The sequence below is a fragment of the Candidatus Tumulicola sp. genome (assembly GCA_035601835.1).
Taxonomy (GTDB): Bacteria; Vulcanimicrobiota; Vulcanimicrobiia; order Eremiobacterales; family Eremiobacteraceae; genus DATNNM01.
Window position 1 is genome coordinate 1 of record DATNNM010000003.1, and the last position, 17,845, is coordinate 17,845.

General features: G+C 64.7%; 18 protein-coding genes. 8 read left to right on the plus strand and 10 right to left on the minus strand.

Going from position 1 to position 17,845, the window contains the following annotated elements; translation table 11 throughout:
* Positions 1-79: 79 nt before the first annotated feature.
* From VN934_00380 to VN934_00390, 3 genes are read right to left on the minus strand one after another with little or no spacing between them, the layout of a single operon-like run.
* Positions 80-769 (minus strand): hypothetical protein, encoded by a 690-nt coding sequence (locus VN934_00380; protein HXM17246.1) that lies wholly within the window; start codon positions 767-769, stop codon positions 80-82.
* A gap of 10 nt (positions 770-779) precedes the next feature.
* Positions 780-1,823, minus strand: coding sequence for a P-loop NTPase (locus VN934_00385; GenBank protein HXM17247.1), 1,044 nt, complete (start codon positions 1,821-1,823; stop codon positions 780-782).
* Between the two features lie 38 nt (positions 1,824-1,861).
* Positions 1,862-2,611: an NRDE family protein gene (locus tag VN934_00390; protein ID HXM17248.1), complete on the minus strand. Its 750-nt coding sequence runs from the start codon at positions 2,609-2,611 to the stop codon at positions 1,862-1,864.
* Positions 2,612-2,709: 98 nt separating this feature from the next.
* On the opposite strand from VN934_00390, the gene VN934_00395 reads away from it, so the two are divergent.
* From VN934_00395 to VN934_00420, 6 genes are all read left to right on the plus strand, one after another.
* Positions 2,710-3,957 carry a branched-chain amino acid ABC transporter substrate-binding protein gene (locus VN934_00395; protein ID HXM17249.1) on the plus strand — a complete coding sequence of 416 codons (1,248 nt, stop codon included), beginning with the start codon at positions 2,710-2,712 and terminating at the stop codon, positions 3,955-3,957.
* A 27-nt stretch (positions 3,958-3,984) separates the two neighbouring features.
* Positions 3,985-4,905 carry a branched-chain amino acid ABC transporter permease gene (locus tag VN934_00400; GenBank protein ID HXM17250.1) on the plus strand — a complete coding sequence of 307 codons (921 nt, stop codon included), beginning with the start codon at positions 3,985-3,987 and terminating at the stop codon, positions 4,903-4,905.
* A 7-nt stretch (positions 4,906-4,912) separates the two neighbouring features.
* Positions 4,913-5,968: a hypothetical protein gene (locus VN934_00405; GenBank protein ID HXM17251.1), complete on the plus strand. Its 1,056-nt coding sequence runs from the start codon at positions 4,913-4,915 to the stop codon at positions 5,966-5,968.
* On the plus strand, positions 5,965-6,729 hold the full coding sequence (locus tag VN934_00410) for an ABC transporter ATP-binding protein (GenBank protein HXM17252.1): 765 nt from the start codon (positions 5,965-5,967) through the stop codon (positions 6,727-6,729). The genes VN934_00405 and VN934_00410 overlap by 4 nt, the downstream gene beginning before the upstream one ends.
* The gene (locus tag VN934_00415; protein ID HXM17253.1) at positions 6,726-7,445 is read left to right on the plus strand and encodes an ABC transporter ATP-binding protein; all 720 of its coding nucleotides are present in this window, start codon (positions 6,726-6,728) and stop codon (positions 7,443-7,445) included. Before VN934_00410 ends, VN934_00415 begins: the two co-directional genes overlap by 4 nt.
* Positions 7,446-7,507: 62 nt before the next feature.
* A complete protein-coding gene (locus VN934_00420) occupies positions 7,508-8,071 on the plus strand; it encodes a hypothetical protein (GenBank protein HXM17254.1) in 564 nt (187 codons plus the stop codon).
* Positions 8,072-8,098: 27 nt separating this feature from the next.
* On the opposite strand, the gene VN934_00425 is transcribed toward VN934_00420, so the two are convergent.
* The 7 genes from VN934_00425 to VN934_00455 form a co-directional block, all read right to left on the minus strand.
* Complete coding sequence (locus VN934_00425) at positions 8,099-9,154, minus strand: YncE family protein (GenBank protein HXM17255.1); 1,056 nt, start codon at positions 9,152-9,154, stop codon at positions 8,099-8,101.
* A gap of 69 nt (positions 9,155-9,223) precedes the next feature.
* Entirely contained in the window at positions 9,224-9,868 is a 645-nt protein-coding gene (locus VN934_00430; protein ID HXM17256.1) for an O-methyltransferase, read from the minus strand.
* A complete protein-coding gene (locus VN934_00435; protein ID HXM17257.1) occupies positions 9,865-10,941 on the minus strand; it encodes a Gfo/Idh/MocA family oxidoreductase in 1,077 nt (358 codons plus the stop codon). Before VN934_00435 ends, VN934_00430 begins: the two co-directional genes overlap by 4 nt.
* Positions 10,942-10,996: 55 nt before the next feature.
* On the minus strand, positions 10,997-13,117 hold the full coding sequence (locus VN934_00440) for a 3'-5' exonuclease (GenBank protein ID HXM17258.1): 2,121 nt from the start codon (positions 13,115-13,117) through the stop codon (positions 10,997-10,999).
* An 18-nt stretch (positions 13,118-13,135) separates the two neighbouring features.
* Entirely contained in the window at positions 13,136-14,113 is a 978-nt protein-coding gene (locus VN934_00445; protein HXM17259.1) for an NHL repeat-containing protein, read from the minus strand.
* Complete coding sequence (locus tag VN934_00450) at positions 14,110-15,237, minus strand: hypothetical protein (GenBank protein HXM17260.1); 1,128 nt, start codon at positions 15,235-15,237, stop codon at positions 14,110-14,112. Before VN934_00450 ends, VN934_00445 begins: the two co-directional genes overlap by 4 nt.
* Positions 15,234-16,127 (minus strand): hypothetical protein, encoded by an 894-nt coding sequence (locus VN934_00455; GenBank protein HXM17261.1) that lies wholly within the window; start codon positions 16,125-16,127, stop codon positions 15,234-15,236. Before VN934_00455 ends, VN934_00450 begins: the two co-directional genes overlap by 4 nt.
* Before the next feature lie 122 nt (positions 16,128-16,249).
* On the opposite strand from VN934_00455, the gene VN934_00460 reads away from it, so the two are divergent.
* The gene (locus VN934_00460; protein HXM17262.1) at positions 16,250-17,200 is read left to right on the plus strand and encodes an SGNH/GDSL hydrolase family protein; all 951 of its coding nucleotides are present in this window, start codon (positions 16,250-16,252) and stop codon (positions 17,198-17,200) included.
* Between the two features lie 52 nt (positions 17,201-17,252).
* Complete coding sequence (locus tag VN934_00465) at positions 17,253-17,843, plus strand: hypothetical protein (GenBank protein ID HXM17263.1); 591 nt, start codon at positions 17,253-17,255, stop codon at positions 17,841-17,843.
* Positions 17,844-17,845 lie beyond the last annotated feature (2 nt).

Genomic DNA, 17,845 nt, shown 5'->3' on the forward strand with positions numbered 1-17,845 from the left:
TATAAACCGCCCGCCGCTCCCGGCATGTTCGTGTTCGGCGACCGGAACTTTTACGGCAGCTCGAACATGCGCACGGTTGTTATCGCGATGTAGTGGAGATCAGCGCGATCGTCGTACCCAAAGCATCGGCGGAGAGCGTGACTTGTTTGCGCGCTCCGCCGGCTTTCGTCTCGAAATTGGCTACGCCACCTTCACCTGACGGGATGAACGCCTTGAGGCTCCCCTTCGGCAAGCGTGACGCATAGAATTCTTTCACCTGCTGGAGCGAAGCCGGCGTGTGGTAGTACGCGGCGGTCACCTCGTACAAACCGATCTTCTTCGATACGCCGCCGCCTTGGGCGGGCTCGGCGCCGGGATAGACCGGCAGCGCGATGACCTTCGAGATGCCCGGGCTCACGGAATCGGCGGAGGGCGCAAGCGTGCCGGTCAGATAGATCGTCACGCTGTCGTTGCGCCCCTCCAGATGGACGGTGCGCTTGCGATCGTCGAAGAGCGCGAAGGTGGCTTGTCGTCGCGCGGCGCTCTCAACGGCCTGCGTCTGGCGCGGCAGGTGCTGTTCGTACCATGAATACACGTCGTCGAAAGGCGCGCTCGCGCTGAACACCTCGACGACGTGCGTGCCGGATGCGTCGGTGGGAGCCGGCGGTGGGCTTTGCGCGATCGCCCGCGGATACACCGGCAGGTGCAGCGTGGAACGTTCCGCATTGTCGCCGCCCGCACAGGCGAACAGCGCTAATACAAGAGGCCAGACTAGAGTCCGGCATGCCACAGGCCAAAGCCTAGATGGCAGCGGGTACGCCTCGCTTGAGGGCCGGCAGCACCTTGAGGAAATTCGTGGCGAGGTGCTCGTAGTCGGCGGACTGATACTCTTCGACGCGGCCCTCGTCGCACAACTGGGTGAGGGCGGGATCGATCGGCAGCTGGGCGAGCAACGGCGCACCGCTCTCCACCACCAGCTGAACGCCCTTGCTTTTTCCGAACAGCTCGAAGCGCTTGCCGGTTTCGAGGTCATCGAAATACGCCATGTTCTCAACCAGCCCGATGATCGGGGTCTCCAATTGCTGCACGAGCTTGATCGCCTTGCTCACGATCATCGTCGCCAGCCCTTGGGGCGTGCTCACCAAAACGGTGCCCGAGACCGGAAGCGCTTGCAGCACGGTCAACGGCGCGTCGGACGTGCCGGGCGGCAGATCGATGAGCAAGTAGTCGATCGTACCCCATTCGAGATCGGTATAGAACTGCTTGATCGCGGCAGAGACCATGGGCCCGCGCCAAATCACCGCTTGGTTCTCGTTCTCGAGTATCAGGTTCATGGACATGATGGCGATGCCGGTGCGCGAGACCGGCGGGTGGGGCTTGGAGTCGGCACCCTGATATGGCCGCGCGGTGACTCCGAACAGTTTCGCTTGGCTTGGTCCGGTGATGTCCGCGTCCAAGATGCCGACCGAGTAGCCGCGTCGCTGCAGCGCGATCGCGAGCAGCGCGGTGACGAGCGATTTTCCGACGCCGCCCTTGCCCGACATCACGGCCACGACGTGCTCGATGCCGGGTTTTCGCTGCCGTTCCATCGGCGGCGTCTTGCCGGCCGCGCCCGACTTGCGGCGCGGCGGCGGCACGGTGCCGTCCTTGACGAACTGCTCGAGATCGGCCATGAGGGCCGCGAGATCCAGACTATGCACGGCGGCACCACCGCGGATGCTCTCCCGGGTGGAGACGTGGCAGCCGGCGCACGGCAACCCGTGCGCGCCGAAGACGGCCTCCGAGCCCTTGTACGTGTCGACGACCTCGCGGATCAAGGTATCGGGAGAGAGAGACAGCGGCATAGGCGTAAAGTCTTCGGCGCGGTGCGAATGCGACCTTGTTATGCCGTGAGCAAGGACGTCACGTCCTCAAGCGCGCCTTCGCACGGATGGCCTTCCCCATAATAGTACCTCGTCGCCGCAGGCGACGAGCCGAGCAGCACGATGGCGCTGGAACGCGTGCCGTAGTGCGACGCCGGCAGGTGAACGCACAACCCTCCGTCGCGGCCGCCCGGACCATCCTCGTGATATTGAAGCAGCTCGTAGAGCGCGGGCGCGAGCGCACCGATGCCGATCGTCGCCAGCGGAAATGCGCGCGCCAATTCCAGCGCGCGGCGCGCCTTTTCGTCGCGTTGCGAGTCGAGATCCCAATTCGTGACGGCGTGCACGCCGTCGCTCAGCGGAGCGATCTCGAGTCCCCGCTCGCCACCGTGCGCGGCGAAGCCGCTGCGGCTATCGAGGGCGAGCAGAACGAAGGGATTGTATTCGTGCGCATCGATCTCGCGCAGCCGCGCCAGCGCGTCAGTCACGCCGGCTCGGGCGGCCAAGTCCGTCACGAGTCGTCCGCGGGAGCGCTTTGATGGATCGTGCTTGCCGGCGCCTCGGCGGTTGGTCAAGGCGACCACATAGCCGAGTGAGGAGATCGCAAGCCACGTGCCGCCGGCTTGCTGGTCGAGTCCGCCGACGACGCGCGGATCGCGAGAGAGCAGCTGCGGGCGGGTGGACGGGCGCCGTTCGTCTTCATCGCGGTTGGTGGCCACCACGACCGGATACTCCGGATGAACGTTTTTCCAGACGAGCAGCGTGCACATAGCGCACGCGTTCGCTGCGCTAAAAGGAGCGCCTTGCGCGCTCTCGAACCCGACCTGACTTTCGTTTTCCCGCGTCACCGACAGGAGCACGTATCACGATGCATGGACCATCGCTGACCTCTCGTTTCGCTTCACTTGCCGCAGCCGCGGCAGTAGTTGCGTCGATCGCAGGTTGCTCCGGCGGAGGCGGCGCGGGCGCCGGCGGGAACGTCATCAAGCTCGGCGTCGATCTGCCGCTCTCCGGTGCGGACGCCTCGATCGGCGTGCCTACCCAATACGGCGCCCAGCTTGCGGTCAAGCAAGCCAATGCCAGAAACGCGATCCCGGGATTCACCATTGAGGCAGACGTGCTCGATGACGCCGTGAACGGCGTGCACGATCCTGCGCAGGGCGCGAAGAACATCCAGTCGTTTGCGGCCGATCCGGCGGTCGTCGGTGTCGTGGGACCGTTCAACAGCAACGTGGCGCGGGCGGAGATCCCGCTCTCGAACAGCCTTGGTCTGCCGCTGGTGAGCCCTTCGAACACGAATCCGACGCTCACCAAGGGGCCTGATGCGCTGGGCATGCGCAAAGATCACCCTGATACCATCACCTACTTCCGAGTTTGCACGACTGACGACATCCAAGGTCCGGCGGGAGCGACCTACGAGTACAACGTGCTCAAGGCGCGCAAAGCCTACATCATCGACGACAACGAGACGTATGGCAAGGGCGTCGCCGACCAGTGGGAAGCGCAGTTCCGCAAGCTCGGCGGCGAGGTGCTCGGTCACGATCACATCACGAAGGGTCAGCATGACTTCCACGCGCTGCTGACGCGAGTGGCCGGCACCCATCCTGACATGGTCTTCTTCGGCGGCAATTCATCCACCGGCGGCGGCGAGATCCGCAAGCAGATGCCCGACTCAGGTATGGGCACTTTGTTGTATGCCGGCGCCGACGGCATCAGCGATGATCAATTCCTCAAAGATGCCGGCGTCACGGCGGACAACGTCTACGTCACGGTGGCTTCGGTGAATGCGGCGAAGCTGCCGGCGGCGGCGCAATTCCTCAAGGACTACCAAGCCGAATACAAGCAAGCGGTCGGACCATACTCGGCCAACGCGTACGCGGCGGCCTCTGCGATCATCCACGCCGCAGCCGAGGCGGTCAAGGCCAACGGCGGCACCGCGCCGACACGCGAGCAGGTACGCGCGCAGCTCGCCAAGACGAAGAACTTCCCGAGCGTCATCGGACCGTTCTCGTTCGACGCCAACGGCGACACGACCAATCGCATCATCTCGTTCTACGAAGCGGTCAAAGACAAGTGGGTGTTCGTCACGCAGCAGAACTTCGCGGTCGTGAAGTAGCGGCGCGGCGGACCGTTCGAGGCCCGCGTGGCGATCTTTCTCCAACAACTCATCAACGGAATAGCCCAAGGCGGGATGTACGCGCTCATCGCCTTGGGCTATACGATGGTCTACGGCATCGTCGAGCTGATCAATTTCGCGCACGGCGACGTGTTCACGCTCGGCACGTTCATCTCCATCGCACTCTTGGCGCTCATCGGCGTGGGCTCGCAGGCCGGCATCATCAGCGGCTGGCAGGGCGCCGGCATCGCGCTGCTCGTCATCGTCTTGGCGGCGCTGCTGTGCGGCATCATCGGCGTGCTCATCGAGCGCTTGGCATATCGCCGTTTGCGCAACGCCCCGCGGCTGGCGCCGCTCATCACGGCCATCGGCGTCTCGTTCATCCTTGAAAACGTGATGCAGATCTGGATGGGACCGGCGGAGGTGTCGTTTCCGCAGTTCCTACCGAACACCGCATGGACGTTCGGCCAGGTGCGCATCGACGCACGCGAGCTGCTGGTCGTCGGCGTGAGCGTCGTCATGATGATCCTGCTGCAGCTCTTCATCTATAACACCAAGCTCGGCAAAGCGATGCGCGCCACCGCGCAGGATCGCGACGCCGCGCAGCTCATGGGCATCAACGTCAACTCGACCATCGCCTGGACGTTTTTCATCGGGTCGGCGCTGGCGGGCGTGGCCGGCTTCATCGCGGGGATGTACTTCGGCACCACGGTCTTCACAAACGGTTACCAGGCGGGGTTGAAGGCGTTCACCGCAGCGGTGCTCGGGGGCATCGGCAACATCGGCGGGGCGATGCTGGGCGGTTTCCTCATCGGCATCGTGGAGGCCATGACCGCGCAATACATCTCAGACCAATGGACCAACGTCGCGGTGTTCTCCATCTTGGTCTTGATCTTGGTCTTCAGACCAAGCGGCTTGCTCGGCGAGAACTTGCCGGAGAAGGTGTGACAAGCTGGTGAAGCGCGTCGAGCTGCCGCTCGGGTTCGGCACAGCCTCGCCGATGCAGCTCGCTGCGGCGCTGGCGGGGCTGATCTTGCTCGCGCTTTTCCCGCTGCTGGATCGCAACGCATCGCACGTGTCAGCCGTTGCGGATGCCGGCTACTTCGTGCTCCTGGTGTTCGGACTCAACATCGTGGTCGGCTTCGCGGGCTTGCTGGACCTCGGCTATGCGGCCTTCTTCGCCATCGGCGCCTACACGTACGCGATGGCGGCGTCGACGCAATTCAACCTGCATCTGAATTTCTGGCCGATGATCGTCGTGAGCGCCTGCGTCGCGGCGCTGTTCGGGGTGATCCTCGGCTTCCCGACGCTGCGGCTGCGCGGCGACTACCTCGCCATCGTGACGTTAGGCTTCGGCGAGATCGTGCCGCAAGTGTTCTTGAATCTCGACAAGTACACCAACGGGCCTAACGGCATCTCGAACGTCGATCAGCCCACGATCGGCGCGTTTCATTTCGGTTTCAACCCGACGCCGTACTACTATGTCTACTTCGTCGCGATCCTGGTGTGCGTCGTGCTGCTCAACAACCTGCGGCGCTCTCGCATCGGGCGAGCCTGGATGGCTATCCGTGAGGACGAATTGGCCGCGCGCCACATGGGCATCAACACGACGACGACCAAACTGCTCGCCTTCGCGATGGGCGCGTCGTTCGCGGGGCTGGCCGGCGTGATCTATGCGGCGAAACTGACGTTGATCAGCCCGGACGAATTCAACTTCTCGGTCTCGGTCACCATTCTGGCGGCGATCGTGCTGGGCGGCATGGGCAGCTTGCTCGGCGTTTTTGTGGGCGGCGTGCTGCTCGCACTGCTCAATTTCTTGATCCTGCCGCAGGCGACGAATTGGACGCACGCGCTCGGCGCGCATCTGCATCTGCCGGCGCTGATGAGCCTCGATTTCACGAACTACCGCTACATGATCTACGGCGCGATCTTGGTGCTGGTCATGTTGTTCAGGCCGGAAGGGCTGATCCCGACGGCCTCGCATCGCGCCGAACTGCGTGTCAAGAGATGACGCCCCTCTTGCAGCTCGACAACGTGACGAAGCGGTTTGGCGGTTTGATCGCCGTACACGATCTCAGCCTGCAGGTCGAGCAGGGCGCCATCGTCAGCTTGATCGGGCCGAACGGCGCGGGCAAATCGACCGTGTTCAATCTCATCACCGGGATCTACGCGCCGACTTCCGGGTCGATCGAATTCAATGGCCGGCAGCTCAATGGTCTGCGGCCCGATTTGGTCGCCGCGGCCGGCGCCATGCGCACGTTTCAAAACATCCGCCTCTTCGCATTCATGAGCGTGCTCGAGAACGTGATGGTCGGGCGGCACGTCCGGATGCATGCGACCGCATTCGACGGAGCGCTGAGAACGCCGCGAGCGGTGCGCGAGGAGCAGGCGGTCACCGATCGCGCGATGGAGCTCTTGGAATATGTCGGACTGACTCAGTACGCGTCTGAATGGGCGCGAAACTTGCCGCACGGCATGCAGCGACGCCTGGAGATCGCGCGCGCGTTGGCCGCCGATCCTACACTGCTGCTGTTGGATGAACCCGCAGCGGGGACGAATCCGGCTGAAAAGCAGCAGTTGATGAGCCTGGTGGAGTCGATCCGCGCGCGTGGTGTCACCGTGCTGCTGATCGAGCACGACATGAAACTGGTCATGGGCATCTCCGACTATATCCACGTGCTCGATCATGGGGATAAGATCAGCGAAGGGCGGCCCGAGCAGGTGCGCCACGACCCGCGCGTCATCGAAGCGTACTTGGGGAAGGGCGCATGAGCGCGCAGGTACTGGCGCTGTCGGGCGTCGAGGCGTTTTACGGGCGTATCCCGGCACTGCGCGGCATCAGCTTGACGGTCGGTGAGGGTGAAGTGGTCGCGCTCATCGGCGGCAACGGGGCCGGCAAGACGACGACTCTGCGCACGATCTCCGGCCTGGTGCGAGCGGCGAAGGGGAGCATCCATCTTCGCGACCGCGTCATCACGCACGTCTTGCCGGATCGCATCGTGCGCATGGGAGTCGTGCAGGTACCCGAAGGGCGGCGCATCTTCCCGCGCATGACGGTGCTGGAGAACTTGGAGCTCGGCGCGTTCGTCCGCACCGACAAGGCCGGCGTGCGCAAGGATCTGGACGACGTGTTCGCGCTGTTCCCTCGGCTGGCGGAGCGGCGCGCGCAGAAAGCGGGCACGCTGTCTGGCGGTGAACAGCAAATGCTGGCCATCGGGCGGGCGATGATGGCGAAGCCGAAGCTGCTCCTCTTGGACGAGCCGTCGCTCGGCCTTTCGCCGATCCTCGTCGACACGATCTTCTCGGTGATCGTCGACATCAACAAGGGCGGCGTGCCGATCCTGTTGATCGAGCAGAATGCTCGCAAAGCGCTGCAGGTCGCCTCGCGCGGTTACGTGATGGAAACGGGTACTATCGTCAAGGAAGGCACGGCGTCCGCCCTGCTCGCCGATGACGACGTGCGCAAGGCGTACTTGGGCGAGGATTAAATCTCCGGGGCTAAAGCCCCGGCACTACAACAGTCAGGAATATGGGCTATACTGCAATGTCTATGCTTTTCAGACAGGTTCTCGTAGCGGTCTTGCTGGCCGTGTCCGTGGCAGGCTGTGCCCCCGCTGCTCGAGCGCCTGCGACGCCCGCGCCGGCCGAGAGCCTCGTGGTCGGGGACATTCCGGACACGCAGGCCTTCGTCACGTATAGCTCGCCGAGCGGCTATCAAGTCGACGTCCCCGAGGGTTGGAGCCGCTCTGCGCGTGGCAGCGCGGTCGCTTTCAGCGACAAGTACAACGGCGAGAGGATCGAAGTGCGCGCCGATGCCGCCGCCTCCTCTCCTGCGAGCCAGGCGCGCGCGCTTGACTGGATCCGCAGCATCGCGCAGGCGGTGCGAAATCTGCACGCCCTGCCGCAGACGCTTTCCGGACACCAGGTAGTGCGCGTCGACTTCACGTCCGATTCGAAGCTGAACACCGTCACCGGGCGGAGCATCCGGCTTGACGACCGCGCCTACTTCTTCGTCCGTGGCGACAAACAAGCGATGCTCTTGTTGTGGGCGCCCGTAGGCTCGGATAACGTGGACCAGTGGAAGCGGATCGCCACGAGTTTCGGCTGGCGATAGATGGCGCTGCTGCCTTCGCTCGGAACACTACATTTTGGTTGAACTTGGGGTCGGCGCAGGCGGCGGCAGCGATGGGTTTGGCGAGGGCGACGGCGGCATGAACTTCATCACGTAATCAGCGTTATCGCCGCCGTACGCGACCCACACGTTGTGCGTCTTGGGATCCACGGCGAGGGTGTGCGCGCCGCGCGGAATGGTCACGTCGCCGAGACGGCCGAAACCCACGCTCGTAGTGCCGATGACCGCCAACAGACCAAGGCCGCTGGCGCAATAGAGGCGCTGCAAGCCTGCATCCCAAGCGATTTGATCGACGCGCGGCGGGATGTCGATCGCCTGCAAGACGCTGCCGGTGTTCATGTCGATGACGGCCAGCTTCCCGTTGCTGCCCGCGCTGAACAAGCGGTGCCCGGCTCCGTCGATGGCCAAGCCGCGCGGATCGCTAGCCGGAGCGATCGGCCACATGCCGGAGACCGCGTTGGTCTGAGGATCGATCACCACGACCGAGTTGACCGACGTGACGTTTTGGTACACGCGGTCGGTGACCGGATCGTACTCCAGATACTCCGGCCCTTTTGGGATCTCGATGGCGCCGCGGAGTTTATTGGTGCGTGAATCGATCACCCACACCTCGCCGCTGTCGCTGTGGTCCGCGTACAGCATGTCGTTCTTGGGATCGAAAGTCACTGCGCCGGCGGCGCCGGGCACGCTGATGCGGTCGTTCTCGACGAGATATCTGCGGTGCACCACATCGACGATGCCGTCTTCTGTGCCGACGAAGATCTTGCCGTGCTTGACGTCGAGCGCGACGCCGTGGCCCGCTCCGGTTCGCACGCGTCGCTCGATCTCGCCGGTATCCATGTTCACGACGAGGAGATCGTTGCTGCTGGTGTGAGCGGCGAGCAACCGCCGATACTGGCCGTCCACCGTCATGTAGTCGAAACGGCCGGCCTCGCGGGGAACCGCGATGGCCGGCTGAGCAGAGAGCAATTGGACGTCGGCGACGGCGCGCGGCGCGCCAAGGCCTGCGACGAGCGACGCGACTGTGAGTGCACCCAGCGCGACCAGATGCGAAAGGCGCTGCATGGTGTGGAGACTCCATTCTCCGAGCTCGCTGTCGCTCGCTCGGAACACTACACCCGGTTCTTGTGCGCCCTAGCGTATTTTTGCAGCGACCCCGACGCCGTCGCCCAAGGGCAGGATCGTCGCATTGAAACTCTGATGGCCGAGCAGCAGCTCGTTGAAGCGGCGGATGGCCCGCGTGGCCTCTGCGTCATCGCCGCCCGGTGCTTGCGACGCGCGATGCGACCACAGCAAGTTGTCGACGATGACCAGACCCGAATGCTTCACCAGCGGCACGACTTGTTCCAGGTAATCCGCATACTCTTCCTTGAGAGCGTCGATGAGAATGATGTCGTATAACCTCTTCGGCAGGCGCCCGAGCACGGCCAACGCGGGCTGATTGATGATCTCGATGCGCTCGGCCACGCCTGCTCGCTCGAAAAACGAGCGCGCGACGTCGGTGCGGCGCACATCCGGGTCGATCGTCCAAATGCGCCCGGCCTCCGGCTGCGCGCGCGCCATCCATAGCGTCGAGCAGCCATAAGCGGTGCCGATCTCCAGGATGTTCGAGGCCAGCATGCAGCTGGTCATCACCGACAGGAAGCGTCCGACTTCGCGGTGGATGATCGGCACCTCGTCCCGTTTGCCGAGCGCCTCCAATTCGAGCATGAGCGCATCCGGCTCGCCGTGCAGGCGGCTCAGATACGCGAGGTCGCGGTCGTTCGGATTCTCGCTCATGCCGCTCGCCGTCGCGAGCCGAGCCGCACGACTCGCCCCGATCGCGATGAGGCGCGCGCCGCGTCGAGAACCTCTTGCACGCGAACGCCGTCCTCAAACGTCGGCACTGAAGATGGCCGGCCTTCAAGGCTCTCGAGCATCTCGCTGACGAGGACGTAGAACGGACCCATCAGCCGGTGCTTGTCTGCGAACTCACGCGGATAGCGCGAAGGAGCCGTCACACGCACAGGATCGCGCCCGGCGCGCAAGCCGAATAGCTCCTCGTCGTTGCGGATCGTCAGCGCACCTTTGGAACCGAAGATGCTGATCGAGGAGAACGACGCGCCGGCGGTCGCGCTCACGTCGATCGACGCCAGCGCACCGCCGGACAAAACCAGGCGGAGCGAAAAATTATCATCGGCGTCAACGCTGCCGCGCGGACCCTCGACCCGTTCGCGCTGTCGCACTTTGGTCTGCAGCGTGGCGCTCACTTCGCTGATCTCGCCTCCGAGCCAGCGGCAATAGTCGATGAGGTGCGAGCCGAGCGCACCCAGCACGCCGCCGCCGCTCTTGCTGCGCGACTGCCAGCCGAAGCGCAATATGCTGCTCGCCGCCATCCATGGGGATGCCTCGACGATCGCGATGCGTTGCAGTTGCCCTAGCCAGCCGTCATCCACGAGGTCTTTGGCGCGCCGCCGCACCGGGAGATAGCGGAATTCGTGGTCGAGGAATCCGGAACGCTTCGCGCGGCGGGCGGCCGCGAGCATGTGGCGCGCGTCTCGGACGGAAAGAGCGAAGGGCTTTTCGCACAACACATGCTTGCGCGCGCGCAACGCGGCGATAGTGATCGGCTCGTGCAGGTCCGGCGGCGTGACGATGCTGACGAGGTCGACATCCGGCCGAGCGACGGCCTCACGGTAGTCGTCCGTGAAATGCTCGATGCGATATTCGGCGGCCGCGGCCTTGGCGCGGGCGAGCGTCCCCGAGCATAGCGCGACGACGCGGGTCTCCGGGTGGGCCGCGAACACCGGCAATTGCACGCGACTGCCGAAGCCCATTCCGATGATCGCCACGCGCAGTGGGTTGGGGGTCACTACGATTCTCCGCTGGTTCTTCCGAGCTTCGCTCGGAACGCTACGTTAGGTCGTCCTACAAGAGCGAGAGCTGATCGGGATGGTCTGACGCCGCCATTCTCGCTTCCGGCGGCACGAGGTTGCCGAAACGCGCGACGAAATCGACCACCCGTTTTTGCAGATACTCGCGATCTTCGTCTGCGGCATACTCCTCGGACAGCGCTAGCTCCCCTCCCGTCCGCTGATACACGCGGACTTTGTCGCCGACGGCGAGCCCCCTTTCGGCGAGCGCGTGCGCCAGGCGGCGGTTGCCCGGCGAGCTGAACGTCTTCGGCGTGATCGATTCGCGGCGGCTGAATTCGTCCAGGCTGAGCCGGCCTTGCCGCACCTTGTCGACGACCTGCTTGACGATCTCCGCGACGCGCTCGGGATGCCCGTCCATCAACGCGACGGTGATATCCGTCACGAGCGCGCGCCCAAAGGCTTCATCGCGCGCGGAACGCATCGCCGAGCCGCGCAGCACCACGCTGCCGTTGAGCCTGCGCAGCGCATAGTTCTTCGCCATGAGCGAAAGCATGGCGTCGTAGCGCTCCTCGCAGACCAGCCGCGCTTCATCGCCGAGCCCCAAGTCGACGCTCCCGACGATCGCTTGCGCATCCGCTCCGGCTGGAACCGTGAAAAAAGCGCCATCGGTGTCGGCTTCGATCACGAGACAACCCCGATCGCGCAACCCCTCGACGATCTTCTCCATCACCTCGCGGCCCGCCTCAGTGACGCGCGCCGCCGCGGCGGGGTCGTTGAAATGCAGCCCGTTCGTCCCCAAGAAGCCGAAGAACGAGTTGACGAGGATCTTGAAGGCCTGCTGCAACCCGTCGGCCGCGAGGTACGCGTCGCCGGTCTGGTCCCCTGCCGCCGCGGCGCGGCGCTTGGCTTGCATCCGGAAATCCCGCAGGCCGCGCAGCATCGGGAGAAAGACATCAAGATCGTCGTCCTGCGGCGCGATGTGGCGCGCCAGCATGAGCGACGGATACAAGCTCTCGACGTCGCACTTGACGACGTCGCGGAAGACGCCGGTCTCGAAAGCCGCTGTGAGCGCGCCTTCGATGGGCATGGACGCCCGCGGTCGCGGGATGGAATGATGCGCGCGCAGATACGCGCGCACCATCAACCGCTCGATGCGACCTCCGATGCCCACGAACGCGAGCCCTTGCAACGACTCGGGCACCATTTGCGCCTGATAGAACTCGGACGGGGTGACCATCGCCGAGAGCCGGGCCGTGTCGCGCGCATCGTCGAGGCAGTAAGCCTTGAGCTTGGCTCGTTCGGCCGGATCGGCCCACAGCGCCCGCATGTTGGCGGCGTTGACGAGCGTCCGCGCATCGTCCCCGATGCCGAGCGTGCGGACCACATGCTTCAACTTGTAGTTGGGCAGACGGCGCGCGACGTCCCAACGCATGACGCCGTAGAAGGTGTCGATGATCTGACGCCCCTCGATGCGATAGTACCTCGCGACCATGCCGTTGGGGACGCTGCGGCGCAGGCTCTCGTCCACATACAAGGGCGTGCGTCCGTCTCGCCCGAGGATCAGCGGCACATCGAGGCGCCGCGCGCGCTGCGCCAAGTACCAGAGATCGAAATTGAAGACGTTGTGGCCCTCCACAAGGTCCGGGTCCAACGCGCGCACGATGCGCGCGAACTCTGCGATGAGCGCGCCTTCGTTTTCGAATTCGTCGAGCGCGAGGACCCGCTCGAAGCCGCTGGTGTCGGTCACCGCGATGAGACAGATAGCGCCGTCTTCGCGGTCGGGGTACACGTCGAGCGTCTCGATGTCGAATTGTAGCCGGCGAAGCTGCGAGAATTCCAGCCCTCGATAAAAGGTATCGCCGCTGTGCGTCAAGTGCGCGGTCACCGGATCTTGGTACACTAGGCGCTGATCGCTGGCGAGCGAGTGCGCGAATTCGACAGCCCGTCCGCTGGAATTGACGAGCAGATGGCGCAGCGGGTGGGGCCCGGCGAGCTCGATGCTGTCGTCCATCTGCTTGCGCGCGAGCACCCAAGACTGCAGCGGCGCAACGCTGCGCTCAACGCGTGGCCCGTCGCGCTGGTAGATGACGACGTTGCCTGCAAGATCCGGCTCGACCGCGACGATGCCGGCGCGCGCGCCATGACCGAAGATCAGGGGATCGGTGGAGTTCATCCTTTGGTGAGAGCCATTCTAATGAAACGCGATGCCCTCTGGGAAATTGAAGCCAGTGCTGGGTCCTTTGATCTCAGCCAGTGGAGCGGCGTCGCCGTTCGCCGCCGGCGCGAATATCCCGACGGAGTTCCCGTTATAGTTGGCGACGTAGATGTTGCCGTTGGGCGCGATGGCCACTTGCGTTGGGGTGGACAGGCCGGTGTTCGGGCCTCCGATGTTGAGCGTCGGCGCGGCGTTGCCGGTGGCGTTGAGTGAAAAGACGAGCACCGAGTTTCCGTTCGTATTGGCGACGTACAGCTTGCCGCCGCTGATCGTCAAACCCTCCGGTCCGTTCAGCCCGGTGTTGCTGCCCGCGATCGCGGCCGTCGGTTTGACGTCGCCGGTCGCGTTTGCGGGAAACACTTCGATCGCGTCCGTATCGTGCACGGCGACGTACATCGAGCCGGCGCCGTCAAGCGCGATGCCGCTCGGATAGGCAAAGCCGGTGTTAGCGCCCTTGAGGCTCGCCATCGGAGCGACGTCTCCGTTGGCGCCGGGCGAGAACTCGTCGACCGAATTGGAGAGGTTGCTGACCGCATAGATGTCGCCGCTGGCGTCGGTGACGACCGCGCATGCTTCGGAGAGTCCGGTGCTCGGCCCCGCGATGTTCTGGAGCGGCGCAGCGTCGCCGATCGCCCCGGCGGCATAGACGGTGACGCCGTCCGTGCTGAGGTGCGTGTTACCGACGTACAGCCGCCCCGAGACATCGAGGGAGATGTTGTACGGTTCGCTGAGCTTCGTCGCGTTGCCGAGAAGCAGCTTCACGGGGGCGGCGTCACCGCTCGCATTGCCGGCAAAGACGAGGATCTGATCTGTGGCGCTGTTCGTCACATAAAGCATCGGCTCGCTTGAGCCCGGGGTTCCTGCATTCGTCATCGCACCGCCGCCGCCCGAGCATGCGGTGAGGAATATACATATCAGCCAGATCAACGGCGCCATCTGCGGCCGCTGCATCATGTCGGGCTCGGGCTGGGCGGCGCAGGCGGCGAAGCCATCGGTGCGTCACTCGATTGCGGGATGGGTATAGGCGGTAAGCTCTCGCTGGGAGCCGGGGTCGTCGTTTCGCTCGGCGCCGGCTGGGGCGACGAGAGGAAGAACGTGTTGGTCGGCCCTGGATGCGCGAGCGGGCTCGGGTTGCCACCACCCGAAAAGATGGCGGAGTCGGGCGATGCGAACCTGGTGAGCGTGTTCAATGTGGGCTGCGCGTTCGGCGATGCGGGCGACACACCGGCGACGTAGCGCACGAGCTTCACCGTGTACTGCGCGTTCAGGTCGTAGCCGCCGTGATCGCCGCGCGCGCTTGCGGCGTTGCCGCGGCTGCCGACCGTCAGACTCATGCCCAACAACACCCCGCGCTCTTTGTCCACAAATGCCTGGATCACCGCCGCGCCCGCGCCGCGCAGCGTGGTCGATCCGTAGCCGGATATTTTCGTCGAACCCGAGACGTCGGCGCTGCCGGTCGACGTCACCCCGATGACATTGGGCGGGCCATCGGCGCTCGGCGCGTTGGCCGTATTGGACATGTGCAGCGCGAGAGACGCGAGCGGCAGGTTTACGCTTGCCTCACTGCGCCATGTCATGCTCGGCTCGAGTTTGTCGGGCGCGGCTCCGGCGAGCACTCCGGCAAGCGGCGAGAGGTCGGCGAGACCGCCGTCGACGTTGACCGATCCATCTGAGCGGACGTCGGGACTCGGCGGCGGCGATGCGCTGGGCACGGCTTTTGGGCTCGCGCTTGGAGTCGCCGCCGCGCCCGCCGCGGGGCTCGCTATCGCTACCGCGGTCGCGACCGCGAGCACCGGGTTGCCCGCGCTGCTCAAGCCTTCGACCGTGAAGGCCACGCTTCGTCGCGTCGTTGATTCCAGATTTTTGACGTCGATCGAGCCATCCGGGCGTCTGAACCGCACGGTGAGCTTCGTGTTCTGCTCGATCGTGTACACTTGCTGCTCGCCGATGCCGAAAGATCTTCCGGGCACGAATGCAGTTGCCGTACGCGGAGGCGGCGCCGCGGCGGCTAAAGCTGCGACCGCCAGTGCCAGGACGCCGAATGCGAAAAGCGGCGAGTGGTTTTGCGGACGGCTCACAAGCTATAACTCGGCGTTATGGTGGGCAGCGGGGCCGGTCCCAACCCGGTCGGCACCGCGGTCGGGACCTCGAGCGGCGTCGGCGAAGGCGTGGGAGCGGCGCTCGCAGCGGGAGTGGGCGGAGCGGCGGTGGCCTTCGCGCGTTCGATCGAGCGCAGCACGATGTTGATGGTGGTGGACGAATCGACGTGCGAGCCGCGCGGTCCGTTCGAGACGAGAAAATCGTCGCGCAGCGCCTCGCCGACGAAAAGACGGTCGAGCTGATCGTAGTAGTACGTGCCCGCGATGGTGAGCGACGCTTGCACCGGCTTGAACGGGTCTGCCGACGTATAGTCACCGCTGCCTACCGAAGCGACGGCGAAGGTGGGCAGTCCGTGAAGTTTTCCGGCGGCGGTCGCGGAGCGCTCGTATGCGATGATCATCGGGTAGTCGGTCGCGCGGAGCGATGAGCGCCACGTGGTTCCGCTGGACAGCCTGCGCCTCGCGATGTCGCGCACGCCTTGATTCGCAAGCACGAAGGCCTGGTCGATCAGCGGATCCACGCTGCGCGCGATGAGGACCTCACCGATCGGCGTGATCAGCGCCGAAAGCGTGGTACGGATGATGACGGGCGTGCCCGCGCTTTGCCCCTGAATGTCAAGATCGATCGCGGCATGCGCAACGCCGGCGGAGTCCACGGAGTCGACCCTGATCGTCTCGGTCCCCGCTCCGACGCTAGCGACTGTGGTCTCGCTCTGCGTCGCGGCGTTGGGCGGCACGCGATGCTCTTGCGCTTCGATCGTCAGATCGTATGTCAGCCGGTCGCCTGGCCGCAATGAATGTGCGAGCGCGCACAGGGGCGTGGCAAAAATAGCCGCCGCAAGCAGGAGCGCGGCGACGCTGCGCCTCATGGAGTCCTTCCGTCGATGCGTTTGGCCACGTTGCGATGCAGGTTCGGGGGCGGTTCGGCAAAAGACTTCTGTTTCGCGTCCGCGTTTCTAAAGATGCGCTTCTTTTGGGGGAGAGCACGACAATGAGACTCCTGGTTCTACTGGTCTGCGCAACTGTTGCAGTGATGGCGTTTGCGAGCGGCGGCTGCACGACGAGCTCGAGCCCCGGCTTGATCTTCTTCCATACCACGTACTCGGCCATCGGCGCAAGCGACGCGGTCGGTGTCGGGAGCAGCGTGCCGTGCGGAACGACCGGCTCGCCGGCCATCGTAACGCCTGCGAATTGTCCGGGTGGCAAAGGCTACGTGCCCGATCTCACGGGGCTCTTGACCAATGCGAGTTCGCAGGTCACGCTCGTCGACCTCGGTATCAGCGGAGCGGTGATCGGTCCCGACATCGAGACGGACGTCAACGCCTGCGGCCAAGGCGCGACCGCGAACTTCATCACCCACGAACAGGCTTTGGTGGCGACCAATTCCACACTGGTCACGATTTTTGCCGGCGGCAATGACACCAACGGCATCGTGCGATGCGCCATCGGCATCGTGCAAGGAGGCGGAAATCCAGCGACGTTCATCGCGGGCGAGGTCACGAAGTTCGGCACCGACTACGCTAACCTCATCGCTACGATCAAGGCGCTCGCGCCGAGCGCGCACATCTTCCTCGCCAACCTGCCGAATTTCAAGCTCATACCCGTCGGCCAGGCGCAACCGGCCGGCGTGCAGACGCTGCTCGACCAAGTCTCGCTGGCGATCGATGTGCAAGTCATCAATCCGCTGGCCAACTCACCGTCGGTGACCGGCGTGGTCGACTTGCTGTGCGATCCGCGCTCGTACGCGACGGGGAACTTCTCAGCGGATGGCTTCCATCCGGACGACGCGGGTTATGCCATCTTTGCGCAATCGTACGACGCGCAAGTGCTGTCACTCGGTGCGACGAAGCCCGCCGCGAGCTGTCCTCCCTACTCGACGGCGGACGCGGTGCGCCCCCTGTCGGCTCGTGACGTGGCGGGCTCCCGCTTGCCGCGAATGTAGCGTTCCAAGCGAGCGAAGCGAGCTCGGACGTCCGTGCCGATACTCTAGAGGTATGATCCTGCGCTCGGTGTTGCTCGCCGCGATGCTCCAGTTCGCGTTTTCCGCGTCCGCTCGCGCGGACGACGGGTTCGCGTCATCGTTCGCCCAAGCGGTGCGGACGTCGACGGCGGCATACCGGCTCGTCGTATGGGCGCGAGCGAATCAGTACATGCAGTCCAGCGATTACGTCGCCGGCTTGGGAACGATGTTCATGAGCGGCGACCGCTTCGACCCGAAGGACCTCGCCCATCCGAGCATGTTGGTCTACGATGAGGCGGGGCGGCTCGTGGCATGCGGCTATCAATTCCGGCCTGGCGTTTCAACGCCGCACGATTTCGACTCCGTGCCCGCAAGCGCATGGTATCAGATCCCCTCGCACGTCCACTACAACGTGCGCGTGGACGGCCAGATGCATTTCGGTCAGGCGCCGTGGGAGAGCAGCGACGCGCCTACGTTCGAAAACCTTCGCAAGCGCAACCTCATCCCCGCGAACGGCAGGCTCGAGAATTCGCTCGTCCATCCGGCGACTCGCGCCATTATGGTGTGGGCCTGGCTGCCCAACGACGCCGGCCTCTTCGCCGGGGAGAACAGCCAACTGCCGTAGGG

Coding starts and splice junctions, on each gene's coding strand:
- VN934_00460 (HXM17262.1), top strand. CDS start 16,250: ATGAGACTCCTGGTTCTACTGGTCTGCGCAACTGTTGCAGTGATGGCG.
- VN934_00455 (HXM17261.1), bottom strand. CDS start 16,127: ATGAGGCGCAGCGTCGCCGCGCTCCTGCTTGCGGCGGCTATTTTTGCC.
- VN934_00445 (HXM17259.1), bottom strand. CDS start 14,113: ATGATGCAGCGGCCGCAGATGGCGCCGTTGATCTGGCTGATATGTATA.
- VN934_00420 (HXM17254.1), top strand. CDS start 7,508: ATGCTTTTCAGACAGGTTCTCGTAGCGGTCTTGCTGGCCGTGTCCGTG.
- VN934_00465 (HXM17263.1), top strand. CDS start 17,253: ATGATCCTGCGCTCGGTGTTGCTCGCCGCGATGCTCCAGTTCGCGTTT.
- VN934_00395 (HXM17249.1), top strand. CDS start 2,710: ATGCATGGACCATCGCTGACCTCTCGTTTCGCTTCACTTGCCGCAGCC.
- VN934_00410 (HXM17252.1), top strand. CDS start 5,965: ATGACGCCCCTCTTGCAGCTCGACAACGTGACGAAGCGGTTTGGCGGT.
- VN934_00415 (HXM17253.1), top strand. CDS start 6,726: ATGAGCGCGCAGGTACTGGCGCTGTCGGGCGTCGAGGCGTTTTACGGG.
- VN934_00385 (HXM17247.1), bottom strand. CDS start 1,823: ATGCCGCTGTCTCTCTCTCCCGATACCTTGATCCGCGAGGTCGTCGAC.
- VN934_00430 (HXM17256.1), bottom strand. CDS start 9,868: ATGAGCGAGAATCCGAACGACCGCGACCTCGCGTATCTGAGCCGCCTG.
- VN934_00425 (HXM17255.1), bottom strand. CDS start 9,154: ATGCAGCGCCTTTCGCATCTGGTCGCGCTGGGTGCACTCACAGTCGCG.
- VN934_00390 (HXM17248.1), bottom strand. CDS start 2,611: ATGTGCACGCTGCTCGTCTGGAAAAACGTTCATCCGGAGTATCCGGTC.
- VN934_00440 (HXM17258.1), bottom strand. CDS start 13,117: ATGAACTCCACCGATCCCCTGATCTTCGGTCATGGCGCGCGCGCCGGC.